A 17,756-nucleotide genomic window follows, 5' to 3' on the forward strand; every position below is an offset into this window, starting at 1 on the left:
GCTACATGTTTCAGCTATCGAGCCCGACAAGATGCTCGGCAACGCCGGCACTGATGAGCGCCAGTTCACTATCCGTGAGGCGCAGGCGAGCCGCGGCGGCGTTTTCAGCCGCCTGTACCGGATCGCGTGCGCCGCACAGCGAAAATGTGATGCCTGGCTGAGCAATCGTCCAGGCGATCACCACTTGTGCGACCGAGGCCCGATGCCCGGCCGCCACCGGTTCCAGCACGCCCATCAACCGGGCAATCTTCTGACGGTTAGACTGGCTGAAACGGGGATTACCATGGCGTTGATCATCCTCTGCAAACACCCGCTCAGGTCCGACCTTGCCCGACAGCAGACCGAGCGCCAGCGACGAATAGCTGAGAACCGAGACGGAACTCTTCCGGCAAAGCGGCAGCAGTGTCGTTTCGATATCGCGTTTCACCATGGAATATTCTTCCTGGATGGCATCGAGCGCACCCGTCGCGATATAGGCCTCAAGATCGCCCGGTGAGACATTGCTTGCCCCGATCGAGCGGATCTTTCCCTCCTCCTTCAGCCGCACCAGGGCCTCGACCGTCTCGGCAACCGGCGTCGTTGCGTCCTGCCAATGGGTGACATAGTGGTCGATATAGTCGGTTCCGAGCCGCTTCAGGCTCTCTTCGACCTCATGCCGGATCGAAGCGGCGCCAAGATAACGGTGGACGGGCTTGCCATCCTGATGGAAGAAATAGGCACCCTCGTTCACATGCCAGACCAGCCCGCATTTGGTGACCAGCACCACCTTGTCGCGCTTCCCCGCAATCGCCTTGCCGACGATGGTTTCCGCAAGCCCCATGCCATAGGCGGGGGCGGTATCGATCAGGGAAATGCCCGCATCGATGGAGGCCTGAATGGCGGCGATGGATTGGCGTTCGTCGGTGCCGCCCCACATCCAGCCGCCGATGGCCCAGGTGCCGAGCCCCACGGCCGATGCGCTGATGCCGCTGCCGCCGATCGTCCGGGTCAATATGGAATTATCCGTCACGACGTTTTCCCTTCTTCCTGATCCAGTAGATAACCGGCGATCGCCTCGTCCACGACGAGCGAGGTCAGATAGCGGCCGGCAAGTGTGGCCGCCACCGGTCCGGCCTTGATGGCCCCGGCCGCCACACCGATGATGTTCGGGCACCGGGCAAGCTGCCCGGGGTCCAGCGCCACCACGCGCGAATTGAGATCGATCCGCGCCAGCTGCCCGTCCGCCATGGTGAGGTGGGCGAGAAATTCACCGGCAATGCCGGCCTCCACCAGCGCCTGCCCGCCACGGGCGGCGTCCGGCAGCAGATCGTAATAGCCGGAGCCCGGCGCTTCTACCGAACCGATGCCGACCAGCGCCACCTGTGCCTGCCGCGCCAGATCAAACACTTCACGGATTGACGCGACATTCATCAGGAGATCGCGCTGCTCCTCATCCTCGGCAAACAGCGGCGCATGCAGGAGCGAGGCGCTGCCACCGAGCTTTTCCGCAAGCTGTGTGGCCAGATGATTGACATCCGTATAATGCTTTCCCTGCACACCGCCGGTCAGCGGCACCACCCGCACATCGAAACGACGCTCCGCCTCAAGATTGTCGACCACCGCGCTCACCGCCTTGCCGCCGGTAATCGCGATCACATCGCCGTCCCGGATCGTCTCCAGCAGATGATTGGCGGCCACCCGGCCAACCATCTGCAGCACGGTTTCCGGATTGTCGGAAACCGTCGGCGTCACCACCGACTGCCGAAGGCCAAAACGGCGGCTGATTTCACTTTCAAGGTCCACGAGCCGCTGATAGGGGCTGGCGATGGAGATCTTCACCATGCCCGCCTTGCGGCCCGCGGCAATCATGCGGTTCACCTTGGTGTGGGAAAGATTGAGCCGCTCGGCGATTTCCGACTGCTTCACCCCCTCGATGAAATGCAGCACCAGGACGGAATATATCTGCCTCTGTTGATCGAAATCGTCCTTGATATCCAGCATGATCGTCTTTCTCCAGTTACCCACGGGCCGTTCTGCGGCGCTCAGCGGCGACGCCTGACCAGATAGTGGTCGAACAGAACCGCAGTCAGCAATATGCTGCCCCTGATGATGTCCTGCCAGTAGACAGACACGTTAAGCAAGGCAAGCGAGCTGGAAACAACCGAAAGCAGGATTGCCCCGAGGATCGCGCCCAGAATGGTGCCCGAGCCGCCGGAGAGGCTCGCGCCGCCGATGACCGCCGCCGCGATGACGTTAAGCTCCATGCCGATGCCGAAACTCGGCTGGGCCGAACCGAAGCGGGCCATATAGATCACACCCGCAACGCCTGCCAGCATCGAACACAGCGTGGTGGTGGCGAAAACGACCCGGCCGACGCGGATGCCGGAATAGGCTGCGGCCTTCGGATTGCTGCCGGTATAGAACACCTTGCGGAAAGCGGTCGTGCGCCGCAGCAGCAGATCGAAGGAAACGACCACGACCGCAAAAATGATCAGCACCAACGGAATGCCGCCAAGCGCGCCCTGACCGATGAACTTGAATTCCGGCGGCAGGGAGTAGAGCCCGAGCGGCCGTCCGCCCGTCGCCAGCAGGCAGACGCCGCGGGCAATCACCATGACGCCCAGCGACACGATGAAATGGTGCAGGCCGATGACCGTGGTCAAAAATCCCATGGCCATGCCTACCAGTGTCGTGAGGCAGATCGCCAGCCCCGCAGCAACCCAGGGATCGACACCGTTTAGGAACAGCCAGCCGGCCGCCACCATCGCAAGCGCCGTGACGGAGCCGACGGAAAGATCGATGCCACCAGAGATCAGCAGGATCGTCATGCCGACCACGACGATGCTTTCGATGGCGAAGACCATGGCCATGGCCCGCAGATTGTCCACGGTCAGAAAATAGGGAGAGATGAAGGACATCACCGCAAAAAGCGCGAGGATGATGACGATCAGCCCGGTTTCGCGCGCCTTGAGCGCCGGCTCCCACCAGGCAGGGCGACGGACCGCCGTTTCGGCGAGGCTTGAAGGTGTTTCCGATGTAGCCATTTTCCCGCTCCCTCAGGCCCCGACCGGGCTCTGCACAATATTGATCGATGCAAGCTGCATGATCTTTTCCTCCGTCATGTCGTCGCCCTCGACCTCACCCGTAATCCGCCCCTCACGCACGACCAGCACGCGGTCGCTGACGCCGATCAACTCCGGCAATTCCGAAGATATGACCACGACCCCAACCCCCTCGCGCGCCAGCTCCCTGATCTGGCGGTGGATTTCGGCCTTCGCGCCCACATCCACCCCGCGTGTCGGCTCATCAAGAAAGATGACCTCGGGTTCCACCGACAGCATCTTTGCCAACGCCACCTTCTGCTGATTGCCGCCGCTTAAGGTCGATACGGCATCGCCAACGCTGTTCGCCCGCAATTTCAGCCGCTTGCCGAGCTCATCGGCACGCTTCATTTCCCTGCGTCGCTCGATGAAACCCATGCCGTTCGATATCCTGCCGACATCGAGCGCCGAGACATTGGCGGCGATGGACATATTGAGGAACAACCCGTCTCCCTTGCGGTCTTCGGACAGATAAACCAGCCCCTCCCGGATGCTGTCGCGATAGTCCCTGAGCCTTAGCGTTCGGCCGCGCAGCGTAACCTCGCCTTTCGGTTTCCCTTCCAATCGGCAGACTGCCCGGGCGATTTCACTTCGGCCCGCGCCGATCAGGCCGGCGAGACCGAGGATTTCGCCGCGTCGCAGATCGAAATCGACATCGAAAACGCGCTTTCCCTCGTTCAGCCCGCGAACCGAGAGAATGACGTCATCAGATTTTTCATCGTCCGAGAGTTTCGGCGGATAGAGCTTGTCGAGAACGCGCCCCACCATGCTGTTGACGACCTCCTCCGGAGAGATTTCCGCGATATTCGCCGTCCTGATGTGGCAGCCGTCACGCATGACAGTGATGCGGTCGCAATGTTCGAAAATCTCCGCCATGCGGTGCGAGATATAGATGATGGCAATACCCCGTTCCGCCAGCCGGTGCATGATCCTGAAAAGGGTCTGGGCTTCGGTTTCAGTCAAGGCCGCCGTCGGCTCATCGAGGATCAGGATACGGCAGTCCAGCGTCAGTGCCTTGGCGATCTCGACGATCTGCTGCTGCGAAATCGACAGGTCGCCGGCGCGGCTGGCGGGGTCGATATCGCCGATTTCCCGCAGAATGGCTGCCGCCCGCTTTTCGAGGCCGCGATAATTCATGAACAAGGAACGGCTCCGGCCGGTCTCCGACATGAACATGTTTTCAGCGACCGAGATTTCCGGGCAAAGCGCAATCTCCTGATGGACAAAACCAATACCGAGCCGGTTCGCCGCATTGGGCGACGATATGCGGACCGGCTTGCCATCAAGCAGGATCTCGCCGCCATCTGGCTGCAGAATGCCATCGATGATATGCATCAACGTCGACTTGCCGGCACCGTTTTCACCCGCCAGCGCGTGAATCTCGCCGCGCCGCAGTTCGAGCGCGGCATCGCGCAACGCCCGCACGGGACCGAACGCCTTGTGAATATTCGTCATGTTGAGGACAACCTCGCCCATAACGCCCCTCCCGAACCTGCTTCTTCCTTGTGGCCGGCGAGGCATAACCCTCGCCGGTTCCACAGCGGCGCGTCAGCGTCCCTTCATATATTCGTTGAGATCGAAGGAAGCGGCATTGGCCTTGGTGATCACGGCGAAGCCATTGTCCATCGAAGGAACCTGCATCGGGTTGAAGCCGGAAACCTTGTAGTCGTTGAACGGGTCGATCAGGTCCGAATGCGCGCCCAGGAACGTGTTCATGAAGCCCATGAAGCCCTGAACGCCCTGGTTCGGGTTGATGGACATATAGATATTGCCCTGCTTGATATGCTCCAGCGTGGCCGGGGTAATATCCGCGTGCAGGATGAGCACTTTCTTTTTTGCCTCGAGAACCGCAGCCGTTGCGCCCTCGGCGGAACCGGCTTCAGGAATCCACAATGCACCAAGATTGGGGTTGGCCTGCAGCAACGCGCCGGCGGCCTGATAGGCAAGGTTCGAATCCTGATTGGTTGCCTGCCGGCCGACCAGCTTCATCTGCGGATGGGTGCGCTCCATATAATCGATGAGAGCGGTGACGCGCAGGTCGTGATTGCTCTGGCCCGGATTTTCCAGAACGGCATATTCACCCTTTTCGCCGAGCTTCTTGATGATCTCTTCCGCCGCGAATTTCGCCTCGGCGACATTGTCCGAGGTAATATAGGCGGTGCGTTTCGACTTCGGAGAATCCGCCGCAAAGGTCGTCACGGAAACTCCTGACGCAATCGCCTTGTTGATGGGCTCGATGAAGGGGTCGGCCTGCATCGGGTGCAGCAGGATGCCTTTCGGCTTCTTCACCAGCTCCTGCTCGAAGGACGCGATCTGCTTGGTGATGTCATATTCTGGCGTGCCGGTGAAAACGGCTTCGCAGCCAAGCGCCTTGGCGGCCTGCTTGAACCCTTCAAAAACGGGCACCCAATAGGGGTGACTGGAAACCATGACGTTCATCACATAGGTCTCACCCGGTTCACAGGCGAATTTGCCCGCAGCGGCGGCCGGCGAGGCTGCGCCAGCGGAAATCGCCACGGCAAGAACACCCGCGGCAGCGGTCGATTTCAGAAAAGCCAACATATTCCCCTCCCAAGGACAATGACTTAGTCCGCAATAAATTTTAGACTTTGTAATTTATTGCATGGGGAATGAGATAGCCGGAAACAGAGCGACCGTCAATGCTGTTTGAATTTTATTTTACTATGCGAAATTTATTTCAATCTCATACAGGGGGACGCGAATGAAGGCCGGCAGAGAGCCTGAACGCAAACACGGGCAAGAGGCACGGAAGCGGCGAACGGCGCCTAATCGGCACCGATCAGATAGAGGATGAATTTGTAGAGGGCGTAAGCGCCGACAAGGGCGGGAAGGACGTACATGAAGGAATGGATTACCGCCATGTCGAACGCGCCCTTTCCGGATCGGGTTAGGTCGTTGCCAGCTGAATGAAGCGAATGGCATCACCGACAGTGGAGAGGCTGTCTGCGGCAGCATCGGGAATTTCGATGCCAAATTCCTCTTCGATCTCCATGACGATCTGAACGACCTCAAGTGAATCGGCATTCAGGTCTTCGGAAAAATTTGCTGTATCGACTATTTTGTCATCCGCTATTCCGAGCTGCTCGCTGATGATTTTTATCACCCGGTTTCTTATCTCGGATATTGCGGTATCTGTTGGGATCGAACTCACTATCTCGGCTCCGATTTCCTGTTTTCCCTGCTGACGTTATCAGACATTCATCGATAAGAGGCGAAAATGCCCATTGCAAGGACAACAAGGGATATGAGGTTACCAAGGGTCGACATTGCTCTCTCATTTCTCCCCCTGGAAAATCTAGGCTTCGGCGTGAGTGACCTGCAATAGGGAATTTGTAATTTATTATTGCCCGTAACCAGCTTTTGGACCGCAGGCACTGGATTAAGCGTTGCGGAAAGCGGTTTCGGCAGATCGCCAAATCGCAAGGCCAAAATGTAAAAAGGCCCTGCGATCTTTCGCAAGGCCCTGATACTCAAGAATTCGGATGGTGGGCGTGACAGGGATTGAACCTGTGACCCCTACGATGTCAACGTAGTGCTCTCCCGCTGAGCTACACGCCCTCCGTGGCGGCGGATAGACCACAAAACCGGTTCATGCGTCAACTGCTTTTTTTCGGTTTTGTGAAGGTTTTTTGAGAGGCCTTACGCCACAAGGAGTTTGTTGACCTCATCCACCAGATCGCGCAGATGGAACGGCTTGGAAAGCACCTTGGCGTCCTTCGGAGCCTTCGAATCGGCATTCAGCGCAACCGCTGCAAAGCCGGTGATGAACATGACTTTCAGGTCAGGGTCGAGTTCGGTCGCGCGTCGCGCCAGCTCGATGCCATCCATTTCGGGCATGACGATATCGGTCAGCAGAAGCGAAAAGGGCTCCTCGCGCAGCCGGTCGTAGGCGCTTGCGCCATTGTCGAAGGAAGAAACCTTGTAACCGGCTTTTTCCAGCGCCTTGACGAGAAAGCGGCGCATATCATTGTCGTCTTCAGCGAGAAGAATTTTCTGATTCATGGTTAAGTGACCGTAACTGCTCAATGTTTGGAATACCCTAGCCCGATTATAGGATTTTCACGGTAAATATCATGTGAACGCGTGAATCGGTATAGCGCTGCTTTGGCGATAGTATGGACTTGCCGCACCGTAACTGGCAACATGAACATCCTGATAGTTTGCGACATGGTAAATGGGCCTGAATGGACTGGGTAACGGGTGAATATGAGCTGTTCGAAGTAACGGAACCTGCCGTTCAAACCCTGCCATTCGTCTATAATTCACCCCATAGCGGCCGCTGCTATCCCATCTCCTTCCTCGAATCGGCACGGCTTGATTCGCATGAAATCCGGCGTTCGGAAGACCATTTCGTCGACGAGCTTTTCGCAGCCGCACCCGAGATCGGTGCACCGCTATTGAAAGCGAACTTTCCGCGCGCCTATCTCGACGTCAATCGCGAACCCTATGAACTCGACCCGCGCATGTTCGAGGGCACCCTGCCACCTTATGCGAATATCGGCTCGATGCGGGTTGCCGGCGGCCTTGGAACCGTGCCGCGCATCGTCGCCGAGAATATGGACATCTATGCCCACCGCCTGCCGGTCGATGAAGCGCTTTCGCGGATCGAGACGATCTACAAGCCTTATCATGCCTGCCTGCGCCGGCTCCTGTCACGCACCCATGCCCATTTCGGCATGGCGGTACTGATCGATTGCCATTCCATGCCCGGCAATATCCGCGTTGCCGGCTCCAACCTCAGGCCGGATGTGATCATCGGCGATCGCTACGGAACCAGCGCTTCCCAGGAAGTCTCCCGCGCCGCCCTGCATTTCCTCGAAGAACTGGGCTTCGTCGCGGTCTGCAACAAGCCCTATGCCGGCGGCTTCATCACCGAACATTACGGGCGTCCGATCCGATCCCTCCATGCGCTGCAGATCGAGATCAACCGGGCCCTCTACGTCGATGAAAAGACACTGACGAAGAAAGCCGATTTCCCGGCCATTCAGGCCTCGCTGGAAATCTTCATGCGCCAGCTCGGGGCCTTTGTTTCGGAATACGCGATCGAAACCTCGCTCGCCGCCGAATAAATCGAAAACTACCCGATTTTTCAGCCCTTCTTTCCGTCTTGCTGGTCGCGCGCCGGGCAAAAAAAACCGCGCCTTGGCGCGGTCAAGTCTAGGGAGGAAACACCCAAGGAGGGTATTTACAGTCAAAGACTGCAGGGTCACGCTACGCAGTATATGCACAATTGTCAATCATTTTATTTTATGCATATTTTTTAGGCTTATGCCAAAAATATGGAAACCTTGGCTCCGGCACCCGTATGAGTGGACGGCGGATGTGATTCCGGTCTATGCATTTCGCCACGCAATTCAGGCCATCTAATTCAGGCAACGAGGTTTCGCATGCTGCCCGACCGGGATTTCTTCTTCAAACTCGCCGATGCAGCCAGTGCTGAAACGCTTCCCCGCTTTCGTACGGGCATTGCCGTCACCAACAAGCAGGATGGCGGCTATGATCCGGTGACGGAGGGTGACCAGGCGGCTGAGAGCGCTATTCGGGCGCTCATCGAGGCGCGCTTCCCGCAGCACGGCATTCTTGGCGAAGAACATGGCAATGTCGGCCTTGACCGCGACCACATCTGGGTCATCGATCCGATCGACGGCACACGCGCCTTCATTTCCGGTGTACCGGTCTGGGGTACGCTGATCGGTTTCCAGTCGGCCGGCCGCGCCACCATGGGCATCATGGACCAACCCTTCACGAAAGAGCGCTACTTCGCCGATGGCGAGGCCGCATGGTATTTCGGACCCGACGGCGAACGAAAAATCCGCACACGTGATTGCGCCTCTCTGTCGGATGCGGTGTTGTTCACCACAACTCCTCACATCTTCACAGCGGAAGAAAAGCCCTTTTATGACAAGGTGCAGGATCAGGTCCGGCTTTTCCGTTACGGCGTGGATTGTTATGCCTATTGCCTGCTCGCGGCCGGCCATGTCGATCTGGTGATCGAATCCGGCCTGAAACCCTACGATGTCGGTGCGCTCATTCCCGTCATCGAGCAGGCCGGCGGTATCATGACCACCTGGGATGGCGGACGTCCCGAAAATGGCGGCCGCATTCTGGCTGCCGGCTCCAAAGCCGTGCACGAACAGGCGCTCGCGATTCTGTCGAAACTATAGGCCGTACCGTCTCGGCGGCCGCCTCACTCCGGCGCGAAAAATGCGTCGATGGCTGCCAGGGCCTGTTTGCGGAAAACATCGCGTTCATGCAGCAATTCATGGCGTGCACCGGTGACGGGAAGAAGCTGTGCCGCCCGGAAATTGCGCGACAGTTCTTCCTGTGCCTTGTAGGGCGTGATCGTATCCAGCATCGGCGCCAGAATAAGGGTCGGAATGGTTATGTTCGTCAGATGATCCTGACGGGTCACCCGCGCCATGGTCTTCAGCGCCTCATAGACCCATCGCGCCGTCGGCGCGCCGATGAAAAGTTCCGGAAACTGCCTGTGCAGCGACAGATTTCGCGCAAAGCGCTTTGCATCCGAAGTCAGCGGATTGCCGTCGAAATCCCGCTCGCGCTGATCCTTGCCAAGTTGAATCCTTCCAAGGCCAACAAGACTTAAGGCCGTCGCGACCAGCTTGATGACGGGTGAAGGAACCGATTGCTGGCTGTCCAGCTGGATGAAGGGCGAACAAAGCGCCAGACGGTCGATCCGGTTGGACAGGCCGGGTGCCGCCGCAAGTGCTGCAAGCGCGCCGGTGGAATGCGCGATCATGAAGAATGGCAGCCGCGTATCCGGCAGCACCACCTGCTCGAGAAACAGGCTGATGTCGCACTGGTAATCGGAAAAGCGCCGCACATGCCCGGCTCCCGGCTTCTTCAGCAGCCGCTCGGAACCGCCCTGCCCACGCATGTCGAAGGTTGCAACCCAGAAGCCCATGGCCGTCAGATCAGTGACTGTTTCGAAGTATTTTTCGATACACTCGTTCCTGCCGTGCAGCAGAACCACCGTCCCACGGGCAATGTGACGGCTGGCACGGAAGATCGCATATCGGAGCTTTTTACCGCCATGGCCGGTGAAATGGCCGACGGTATGGTTGCCGGGAACCGGGTTGTCTTCGCTGGCGCGCAATGTGGCTTCGATCATCGGTCTTTTCCGGCTTTTCAACTCTTTTCGGATAGGTCGGCGGCGCGGGAAGGTCAAAGAAAAAATTGCCGGAACCGTCGGTTAAAGCAGTCGCGGTTCCGGCCAGTAAGACAGAAGAAGAAGGGACGTTATTGCTTCTGTCCACGGAGCATGTCTCCGATGACCGCAGTTTTATGGCGCTCAAACTGAACGATGCCGGAACCGGATGTTCAGCCATGGTTCATGTTGCGACCACCCCTTGACGCGGCGCCAGGCCATTCCCATCTCCTTCATGCGGTCGCCAGAACGGGACCGCGCCAAATGTCCTGTCATCGCCAGAATGGGATACCGGACTTAACCGCAAACAGTCGCTTCTTAAGGAGGACACCATGCGTCACGTTGATTTTTCCCCCCTCTATCGTTCCACCGTCGGCTTCGACCGTCTTTTTTCGATGCTCGATGGCCTTGGCCAGCCCGAACAGGCCCAGTCCTATCCGCCCTACAATATCGAGCGGACCGGCGAAAACACCTATCGCATCACCATGGCCGTTGCCGGTTTTGATGAAACCGAACTCAGCATTGAATCCCGCGCCAATGCGCTGACGGTGAAGGCTGAGAAATCCGCCGACGAGAAGTCCACGGAAGGCGAATTCCTGTATCGCGGTATCGCCACGCGCGCTTTCGAACGCCGTTTCCAGCTTGCCGACCACGTTGAAGTCCAGACCGCTTCCCTGAAGAATGGCCTGCTCCATATCGACCTCGTCCGCAATATTCCGGAAGCCATGAAGCCGCGCCGTATCGCGATCTCGTCCGACAGTGCCGATGCACCGAAGACGATCGAAGCCCAGATATCGCCGGCACAGGTCAACTAAGCTTTCCCGCGCTACAAAAAGAACGGCCCCTTCTCGGGGCCGTTTTTGTTTGCGGAGATTCTCGTGTCAGCGGGCGGATGCCGCCGCACCCTCTGGCTCCGCCACCGCCGCCTTCTCGTGGGCCTTGCGGGCATAACGCTGGGCCAGCACGGCGCAGACCATCAGCTGAATCTGATGGAAGAGCATGATCGGCAGAACGATTGCGCCAATGCTCTGGCCGGCGAAAATCGCACCCGCCATGGGCACGCCGCTGGCAAGGCTTTTCTTGGATCCGCAGAAGGTGATGGTGATTTCATCCGCCTTGTTGAAGCCGAGCAATCGGCTGCCGAACATGGTCACGCAGAGAACAAGTGCCAGAAGCACGATGTTGATGAGGATGACCACGCCGATATCCCTCAACGAAAACGTGTGCCAGATGCCCTCGATGACCGCATCGGAAAAAGCAAGATAAACCACCATCAGGATCGAACCGCGATCGACGGGAGACAGCAGTTTTTTGCGCGCCCGGATCCAGTCGCCGATCCAGGGCTGCAGCACCTGGCCGACGATGAAGGGCAACAACAGCTGCAGGAAGATCTGCAGGAACGCGTCCAGGGAAAAACCACCGCCATGGCCGCCCACGGTGAACAAAAGACCAACCAGCAATGGCGTCAGGAACATGCCGAAAATATTCGATGCCGAAGCCGAACAGATCGCCGCCGGCACGTTTCCGCCCGCCATGGAGGTGAAGGCGATTGAGGACTGCACGGTGGATGGCAGGACGCAGAGAAACAGCACGCCCATATAAAGCGGTGCCGGCAGAATGCTCTCGGGAATAAAGCCTATCGCCACGCCCAGCAACGGGAAAAGACCGAAAGTGACGAGCAGGATCGCCAGATGCAGGCGCCAGTGCAATATGCCCGCAATCACCACATCCCGCGAAAGCCGCGCGCCATGCAGGAAAAACAGAAGCGCGATCGCCAGCTTCGTTGCAAGACCAAAATACTCCGCCGGTTCGCCGCTGATCGGCAGAATGGAAGCCAAAATCACAGTGGCCACCAGCATCATGGTGAAGCGGTCAGGCAGGAAGCGGGTCATGGGGAAGTCTTTCCGGCATCGGTTTTACTTGAAATGTCAGCCACTATCACTCATCATGAATTCGAATGCAAAGACTAACAGTTATCACGATTTGAGATAATGCTGAACCTTCAACATCTTGCGAGCTTCGTCATGCTTCAGCAAACCGGCAGCTTCACGCTGGCTGCCGAACGGCTGGGTGTCGGCCAATCCACGGTCAGCCAACATATTCAGAGGCTGGAGGCCACGCTTGGCCGCCGGCTGATCGCACGCAGCACCCATCAGGTGAAACTGACCGGCGAGGGTGAGGCACTGCTCGGTTATGCCCGCAACATGCTGGAGATCGACAGCAAGGTGTCATCCCTCTTCAGCGAGAACCGCCTGCGCGGGCGGCTGAGGCTTGGTGTTTCGGAAGATTTCGTCGCCAGTCGGCTGACGGCCATTCTGGAAGAATTCATCCGCCTTTATCCGCTGGTTGATCTGGAACTGACGGTTTCGCTGAGCGGTGTGCTTTACCAGATGCAGGACAATGGCGAACTGGATGTAGTGCTGGCCAAACGCCGCCTTGGCGACAAGCTCGGGCATTTCCTCTACCGCGAGCCGCTGGTGTGGCTGGCGCGGGACCCGGAGCGGATGCTGAACCAGCCGGATGCCCTGCCGCTGATCGCCTTTCCGCCGCCGAGCATTACCCGAAAGGCGGCGCAGGAAGCATTGGACAGGGCCGGTCTCCCATGGCGGATTGTCTGCACCTGCGGCAGCCTCAGTGGACTTACCGCTGCTGCAAGAGCGGGCATGGGCATTCTGGTGCAGCCCCGCAGCATGGCGCCCGCCGGCCTCAAGGAAATTGCGGCGGATGTTTTGCCAGCGCTGGAGGATGTGGAATTTGTGCTTCAGCCCAGCAAGGGCGCAGATACGAAGCTGGTGCGCGCCCTTTCTGACCTCGTGTCCAGCAAGAGCATCGCACCCGGCAGCTTCGTATAGATTCACTAGCGCATTTCCGGGCGCAAAACCGCTACGCGCATTTTACTGGAATGCTCTAGTTTTCCCGTCGCGACAGGCAGCGTCCGACACTATCGCGCCAGCCGGCGATGGCGCTTTTCCGTTCCGCCTCGTCCATGTCGGGGTTGAAGCGGCGGTCGCGTTTCCAGTGGGCAGCAAAGGCTTCGCGATCCGGCCAGATACCGGCGCGCGAGGCCGCAAGCCAGGCCGCCCCCAGAATGGTGGTTTCCAGAAAGACCGGCCGGTCTACAGGTGCGGCGAGAACATCGGCCAGCCGCTGCATGGTCCAATCGGAAGCAACCATGCCGCCATCGACCCTCAGCACCGTCTTGCCATTGTCGCCCGCCCAGTCCTTGCGCATGGCGTCCAGAAGGTCGAAGGTCTGATAGGCAACGCTCTCCAGCGCCGCGCGTGCGAATTCCGCAGGTCCCGTACCGCGTGTCAGGCCGAAGATCGCCCCGCGCGCTTCGGCATCCCAATAGGGTGCGCCAAGACCGGTAAAGGCCGGCACGAGATAGACGCGCTGATTGGGATCGGCCTTTTCGGCAAGCGCGCTGACTTCGGAAGCCACGGAAATGAAGCCCAGTTCATCGCGCAGCCACTGCACAGCCGCCCCCGCAATGAAGATCGAGCCTTCAAGCGCATAGGTCGTCACCCCGTCGAGACGGTAAGCGATCGTTGTCAGCAGCCGATTGGTGGATGCCACGCGGTCGGTTCCGGTATTGAGGAGCGCAAAGCAGCCGGTGCCGTAGGTGGATTTCATCATGCCCGGCTCGAAGCAGGCATTGCCGATCACGGCCGCCTGCTGATCGCCGGCGACGCCAAGGATCGGAATTTCCGCGCCCAGCAGCGACTTGTCCGTCACGCCGAAATCGGCGGCGCAATCCAGCACCTCCGGCAACATGGCTCGGGGAATGTCGAGGATGGATAGCAGCTCGTCATCCCAGGAATTGTCTTCAATATTGTAGATCAGCGTCCGCGAGGCATTGGTGGCATCAGTCACATGGCGGCGGCCGCCAGTCAGGCGATAGATCAGGAAACTGTCGACGGTGCCGAAGCAGATTTCTCCCTTCACGGCTCTTTCGCGAAGGCCGCTGACGCTATCGAGAAGCCATTTCAGCTTCGTGCCGGAAAAATAGGGATCGAGCAGCAACCCCGTCTTTTTCGAAAAAAGCGGCTCCAGTCCCCGACGTTTCAGTTCCTCGCAGACCGGCGCAGCGCGGCGATCCTGCCAGACAACGGCCCGGTGCACGGCCTCGCCGGTTTTGCGGTCCCACAGCACAGTCGTTTCGCGCTGGTTGGTAATGCCGATCGCCTCGATATCGGAAGCGGCAATGCCGGCATCGGCAAGTGCGAGCCGGATGGTTTCGAGCACGCTTTTCCAGATATCCTCGGCATCATGTTCCACCCAGCCGGAGGCCGGGAAATGTTGCGGAAATTCTCGCTGCCCGACACCGATGACCCGCATGTCGCGATCAAAGACCATCGACCGTGTCGATGTCGTTCCCTGATCGATCGCCAGAATATAACCGCCCATTATGCTACTCCCTTTCAGACGCAATGACCGGGGCGGCAAGCCGCCCCGGTTTCAGATGTCACGCAGAAATCACTTCTGCCAGCTTTTGACCAGTTCGTCGTAATTGACGGTGACCGGCTTTTCCTTTTCGTTGGCAATCTTCAGCTGCGGCGCCAGATTGCCCTTCGAAACGGCATCCTTGTTCCAGTATTCGATATCATGTTCTTCCGCCAGCTTCGGGCCGATATCGCCCTGCACGCCGGCACGTTCCAGACGGCTCATGACCTTTTCCTGCTCGGCGCAGAGCGAGTCCATCGCAGCCTGGGCGGTCTTCGCACCGGAAGACGCGTCACCGATCGCCTGCCACCACAGCTGCGCCAGCTTCGGATAATCAGGAACGTTGGTGCCGGTCGGCGACCACTGCACGCGGGCCGGCGAGCGATAGAACTCGATTAGACCACCGAGCTTGGCTGCCCGGTCCGTGAAGCTCTGGTGATGGATGGTGCTGTCGCGAATGAAGGTCAGACCCACATGGCTCTTCTTCACATCAACGGTCTTCGAGGTCACGAACTGCGCGTAAAGCCATGCGGCCTTGGCGCGGTCATCGGGGGTGGACTTCATCAGCGTCCAAGAACCCACATCCTGATAACCGAGCTTCATGCCGTCCTTCCAGTAGACACCGTGCGGCGAGGGTGCAACGCGCCATTTCGGCGAGCCGTCCTCGTTCACGACAGGCAGGCCGGGCTTGGCCATATCGGCGGTAAACGCCGTGTACCAAAAGATCTGCTGGGCGATATTGCCCTGCGCCGGCACCGGGCCGGATTCGGAGAAGGTCATGCCCTGCGCTTCCGGCGGCGCATATTTCTTCAGCCATTCGAGATATTTCTCAATGGAATAGACCGAAGCCGGACCGTTGGTATCGCCGCCGCGCGCCACGCAGGAGCCGACCGGCTGCGACTTTTCATTGACCTTGATGCCCCATTCATCGACCGGCAGGCCGTTCGGCAGGCCCTTGTCGCCGTTGCCGGCCATCGAGAGCCAGGCATCGGTGAAGCGCCAGCCAAGTGACGGGTCCTTCTTGCCGTAATCCATATGGCCGAAGACCTTCTTGCCGTCGACATCGCGACCGGTGAAGAATTCGGCAATATCCTCATAGGCCGACCAGTTGACCGGCACGCCGAGGTCATAACCATATTTGGCCTTGAAGTCGGCCTTGTTCTTTTCGTCGTTGAACCAGTCGTAACGGAACCAGTAGAGGTTCGCGAATTGCTGGTCGGGAAGCTGGTAGAGCTTCTTGTCCGGCGCCGTCGTAAAGGCGCTGCCGATGAAATCCTTGAGGTCGAGGCCGGGATTGGTGACGTCCTTGCCTTCATTGGCCATGAAGTCTGTGAGGTTGCGGACCTGCTGATAGCGCCAATGCGTGCCGATGAGGTCGCTGTCATTGACCCAGCCGTCATAAAGGTTCTGGCCGGTCTGCATCTGGGTCTGGATCTTTTCGACGACGTCACCTTCCTGGATGATGTCATGCGTGACCTTGATGCCGGTAATCGCGGTGAAGGCCGGCGCCAGAACCTTGGATTCATATTCATGCGTGGTCAGGGATTCGGAAACGACCTTGATCTCCATGCCCGCGAATGGCTTCGCGGCATCGATAAACCATTGCAGTTCCTTCTCCTGGTCGCCACGCGAAAGCGACGACATATCGCCGATTTCCTTGTCCAGAAACTGTTTTGCTTCCTCCATTCCGGCGAAAGCGGAACCCGTCATTGCCAGCAGCATGGCCGCCGTCGTCGTCATCAGATGCCGTCGCATATCAGTCCTCCCAAGGGTTTGCGATTGCATGAAGTCTGCGGGTGCGGTTTTCCTCCGCCGCACCGTCTTCCTGCTCTAGACAAAACGGAAGACGCCGATGGCGTAAACCGCGGACAGAGCGAGAGCCCACCACAGGTTCGGGCCAACCAGCCCGAGCCATGCGAGATGAATGAAGGCGCTGCCGAGCAGCGAGATGAACAGCCTGTCGCCGCGCGTGGTCTCGAAGCGCAAAAGGCCGAAGCGGGGATTGCCGCCGGGCGAGAGATATTCCCATAGCCACATGCCAACGAGCAGCAGGGCGATAGCGCCGAAAAATGCGGCCGTCTGCCAGGTCCATGCCATCCATGAAAAATCGGGCATCTTCATCATGGTCAAACCCTCCCCAGCGCGAAGCCCTTGGCGATGTAATTGCGCACGAACCAGATCACCAGCGCACCGGGGATCAACGTCAGCACGCCGGCGGCGGCAAGCAGGCCCCAATCCATGCCGGCAGCAGAGACGGTGCGCGTCATGGTCGCGGCAATCGGCTTGGCGTCCGTCGTCGTCAGCGTGCGGGCGATCAGAAGCTCGACCCATGAGAACATGAAGCTGAAGAAGCAGGCGACACCGATGCCGGAAGCGATGAGCGGCATGAAGATCTTCACGAAGAATTTCGGGAAGGAATAGCCGTCAATATAGGCGGTCTCGTCGATTTCCTTCGGCACGCCGGACATGAAGCCTTCGAGAATCCACACCGCCAGCGGCACGTTGAACAGGCAATGCGCCAGCGCCACGGCGATATGCGTGTCGATCAGCCCGAAGGCCGAATAAAGCTGGAAGAACGGCAGCGCGAAGACGGCGGGCGGCGCCATGCGGTTGGTCAAAAGCCAGAAGAACAGGTGCTTGTCGCCCAGAAAACGGTAGCGCGAGAAGGCGTAGGCCGCCGGCAGTGCGACAGCCACCGAGATCACCATGTTCATGACGACATAGATGATCGAATTGATATAGCCCGAATACCAGGATGAATCGGTGAAGATCGTCCGGTAATTCTGCAGCGTCGGCTGATGCGGATAAAGCGTCATGGAAGACACGATTTCCGTGTTCGTCTTGAAGCTCATATTGACGAGCCAATAGATCGGAACCAGCAACAGCAGGATATAGATCGTCGGCACCAGCCAGGAGAACCGCGACGGCCCGTGATGGCGACGCCGCGCATTGACGGCGAGGCCGGACCGTCCCGTTGCAGTGGCTCTCACCGGCGGATTGCCGATGCCGTTGCGCTCCACGCCTGTCGTGGCATTCGAGGCACTCAT

At 58.8% G+C, this 17,756-nt stretch carries 17 protein-coding genes and 1 tRNA gene; 4 read left to right on the top strand and 14 right to left on the bottom strand.

Translation table 11 applies throughout. The annotated features are described in order from the left end of the window. Nucleotides 1–10: 10 nt before the first annotated feature. The 8 genes from JZX88_RS16635 to cpdR form a co-directional block, all read right to left on the bottom strand. Entirely contained in the window at nucleotides 11–1,009 is a 999-nt protein-coding gene (locus JZX88_RS16635) for an aldo/keto reductase (protein WP_206914214.1), read from the bottom strand. Then, the gene (locus JZX88_RS16640) at nucleotides 1,006–1,980 is read right to left on the bottom strand and encodes a sugar-binding transcriptional regulator (RefSeq protein WP_161991687.1); all 975 of its coding nucleotides are present in this window, start codon (nucleotides 1,978–1,980) and stop codon (nucleotides 1,006–1,008) included. Before JZX88_RS16640 ends, JZX88_RS16635 begins: the two co-directional genes overlap by 4 nt. Nucleotides 1,981–2,021: 41 nt before the next feature. Next, entirely contained in the window at nucleotides 2,022–3,023 is a 1,002-nt protein-coding gene (locus tag JZX88_RS16645; RefSeq protein ID WP_110760388.1) for an ABC transporter permease, read from the bottom strand. 12 nt (nucleotides 3,024–3,035) lie between these two features. Next, on the bottom strand, nucleotides 3,036–4,556 hold the full coding sequence (locus JZX88_RS16650) for a sugar ABC transporter ATP-binding protein (protein WP_206914215.1): 1,521 nt from the start codon (nucleotides 4,554–4,556) through the stop codon (nucleotides 3,036–3,038). A gap of 72 nt (nucleotides 4,557–4,628) precedes the next feature. Continuing rightward, nucleotides 4,629–5,642: a substrate-binding domain-containing protein gene (locus JZX88_RS16655; RefSeq protein ID WP_206914216.1), complete on the bottom strand. Its 1,014-nt coding sequence runs from the start codon at nucleotides 5,640–5,642 to the stop codon at nucleotides 4,629–4,631. Between the two features lie 346 nt (nucleotides 5,643–5,988). Next, nucleotides 5,989–6,225 carry an acyl carrier protein gene (locus tag JZX88_RS16660; RefSeq protein ID WP_065117438.1) on the bottom strand — a complete coding sequence of 79 codons (237 nt, stop codon included), beginning with the start codon at nucleotides 6,223–6,225 and terminating at the stop codon, nucleotides 5,989–5,991. Nucleotides 6,226–6,584: 359 nt separating this feature from the next. Beyond that, nucleotides 6,585–6,659: transfer RNA gene (locus tag JZX88_RS16665), tRNA-Val, on the bottom strand. A gap of 81 nt (nucleotides 6,660–6,740) precedes the next feature. Beyond that, nucleotides 6,741–7,103, bottom strand: a complete 363-nt coding sequence (cpdR, locus tag JZX88_RS16670; protein ID WP_003497910.1) for a cell cycle two-component system response regulator CpdR — start codon at nucleotides 7,101–7,103, stop codon at nucleotides 6,741–6,743. 182 nt (nucleotides 7,104–7,285) lie between these two features. Here cpdR and JZX88_RS16675 point away from each other — a divergent pair, with 182 nt between their 5' ends. Both JZX88_RS16675 and hisN read left to right on the top strand, forming a co-directional pair. Next, nucleotides 7,286–8,170 carry an N-formylglutamate amidohydrolase gene (locus JZX88_RS16675; protein WP_110760386.1) on the top strand — a complete coding sequence of 295 codons (885 nt, stop codon included), beginning with the start codon at nucleotides 7,286–7,288 and terminating at the stop codon, nucleotides 8,168–8,170. A gap of 318 nt (nucleotides 8,171–8,488) precedes the next feature. Further along, complete coding sequence (gene hisN, locus JZX88_RS16680; RefSeq protein ID WP_065117176.1) at nucleotides 8,489–9,265, top strand: histidinol-phosphatase; 777 nt, start codon at nucleotides 8,489–8,491, stop codon at nucleotides 9,263–9,265. Nucleotides 9,266–9,288: 23 nt separating this feature from the next. Here the strand turns inward: hisN and JZX88_RS16685 are convergent, their stop codons facing one another. Then, complete coding sequence (locus tag JZX88_RS16685) at nucleotides 9,289–10,230, bottom strand: alpha/beta fold hydrolase (protein ID WP_206914217.1); 942 nt, start codon at nucleotides 10,228–10,230, stop codon at nucleotides 9,289–9,291. A 368-nt stretch (nucleotides 10,231–10,598) separates the two neighbouring features. Here JZX88_RS16685 and hspL point away from each other — a divergent pair, with 368 nt between their 5' ends. Continuing rightward, complete coding sequence (gene hspL, locus JZX88_RS16690; protein WP_065117174.1) at nucleotides 10,599–11,081, top strand: heat shock protein HspL; 483 nt, start codon at nucleotides 10,599–10,601, stop codon at nucleotides 11,079–11,081. A 66-nt stretch (nucleotides 11,082–11,147) separates the two neighbouring features. On the opposite strand, the gene JZX88_RS16695 is transcribed toward hspL, so the two are convergent. Then, complete coding sequence (locus tag JZX88_RS16695; protein WP_065117173.1) at nucleotides 11,148–12,158, bottom strand: bile acid:sodium symporter family protein; 1,011 nt, start codon at nucleotides 12,156–12,158, stop codon at nucleotides 11,148–11,150. 99 nt (nucleotides 12,159–12,257) lie between these two features. On the opposite strand from JZX88_RS16695, the gene JZX88_RS16700 reads away from it, so the two are divergent. Further along, nucleotides 12,258–13,118: a LysR substrate-binding domain-containing protein gene (locus JZX88_RS16700; protein WP_065117172.1), complete on the top strand. Its 861-nt coding sequence runs from the start codon at nucleotides 12,258–12,260 to the stop codon at nucleotides 13,116–13,118. Between the two features lie 55 nt (nucleotides 13,119–13,173). Here the strand turns inward: JZX88_RS16700 and glpK are convergent, their stop codons facing one another. From glpK to JZX88_RS16720, 4 genes are all read right to left on the bottom strand, one after another. Then, nucleotides 13,174–14,673: a glycerol kinase GlpK gene (gene glpK, locus JZX88_RS16705; protein ID WP_206914218.1), complete on the bottom strand. Its 1,500-nt coding sequence runs from the start codon at nucleotides 14,671–14,673 to the stop codon at nucleotides 13,174–13,176. Nucleotides 14,674–14,742: 69 nt separating this feature from the next. Further along, nucleotides 14,743–16,464: an ABC transporter substrate-binding protein gene (locus JZX88_RS16710; protein ID WP_110760381.1), complete on the bottom strand. Its 1,722-nt coding sequence runs from the start codon at nucleotides 16,462–16,464 to the stop codon at nucleotides 14,743–14,745. 75 nt (nucleotides 16,465–16,539) lie between these two features. Continuing rightward, nucleotides 16,540–16,833: a DUF2160 domain-containing protein gene (locus JZX88_RS16715; protein ID WP_065117169.1), complete on the bottom strand. Its 294-nt coding sequence runs from the start codon at nucleotides 16,831–16,833 to the stop codon at nucleotides 16,540–16,542. A gap of 2 nt (nucleotides 16,834–16,835) precedes the next feature. Then, nucleotides 16,836–17,756 (bottom strand): carbohydrate ABC transporter permease, encoded by a 921-nt coding sequence (locus JZX88_RS16720; protein WP_206914219.1) that lies wholly within the window; start codon nucleotides 17,754–17,756, stop codon nucleotides 16,836–16,838.

It is taken from the genome of Agrobacterium sp. OT33, from assembly GCF_017313365.1.
In the GTDB taxonomy this organism is placed as follows: domain Bacteria; phylum Pseudomonadota; class Alphaproteobacteria; order Rhizobiales; family Rhizobiaceae; genus Agrobacterium; species Agrobacterium rhizogenes_A.

Bases quoted from the DNA above. Each gene is read 5' to 3' on its own strand.
- JZX88_RS16640 (WP_161991687.1), bottom strand. From the start codon at position 1,980: ATGCTGGATATCAAGGACGATTTCGATCAACAGAGGCAGATATATTCC.
- JZX88_RS16645 (WP_110760388.1), bottom strand. From the start codon at position 3,023: ATGGCTACATCGGAAACACCTTCAAGCCTCGCCGAAACGGCGGTCCGT.
- JZX88_RS16650 (WP_206914215.1), bottom strand. From the start codon at position 4,556: ATGGGCGAGGTTGTCCTCAACATGACGAATATTCACAAGGCGTTCGGT.
- JZX88_RS16655 (WP_206914216.1), bottom strand. From the start codon at position 5,642: ATGTTGGCTTTTCTGAAATCGACCGCTGCCGCGGGTGTTCTTGCCGTG.
- cpdR (WP_003497910.1), bottom strand. From the start codon at position 7,103: ATGAATCAGAAAATTCTTCTCGCTGAAGACGACAATGATATGCGCCGC.
- JZX88_RS16675 (WP_110760386.1), top strand. From the start codon at position 7,286: ATGGACTGGGTAACGGGTGAATATGAGCTGTTCGAAGTAACGGAACCT.
- hisN (WP_065117176.1), top strand. From the start codon at position 8,489: ATGCTGCCCGACCGGGATTTCTTCTTCAAACTCGCCGATGCAGCCAGT.
- JZX88_RS16685 (WP_206914217.1), bottom strand. From the start codon at position 10,230: ATGATCGAAGCCACATTGCGCGCCAGCGAAGACAACCCGGTTCCCGGC.
- hspL (WP_065117174.1), top strand. From the start codon at position 10,599: ATGCGTCACGTTGATTTTTCCCCCCTCTATCGTTCCACCGTCGGCTTC.
- JZX88_RS16695 (WP_065117173.1), bottom strand. From the start codon at position 12,158: ATGACCCGCTTCCTGCCTGACCGCTTCACCATGATGCTGGTGGCCACT.
- JZX88_RS16700 (WP_065117172.1), top strand. From the start codon at position 12,258: ATGCTGAACCTTCAACATCTTGCGAGCTTCGTCATGCTTCAGCAAACC.
- glpK (WP_206914218.1), bottom strand. From the start codon at position 14,673: ATGGGCGGTTATATTCTGGCGATCGATCAGGGAACGACATCGACACGG.
- JZX88_RS16710 (WP_110760381.1), bottom strand. From the start codon at position 16,464: ATGCGACGGCATCTGATGACGACGACGGCGGCCATGCTGCTGGCAATG.
- JZX88_RS16715 (WP_065117169.1), bottom strand. From the start codon at position 16,833: ATGATGAAGATGCCCGATTTTTCATGGATGGCATGGACCTGGCAGACG.
- JZX88_RS16720 (WP_206914219.1), bottom strand. From the start codon at position 17,756: ATGAGTGCCTCGAATGCCACGACAGGCGTGGAGCGCAACGGCATCGGC.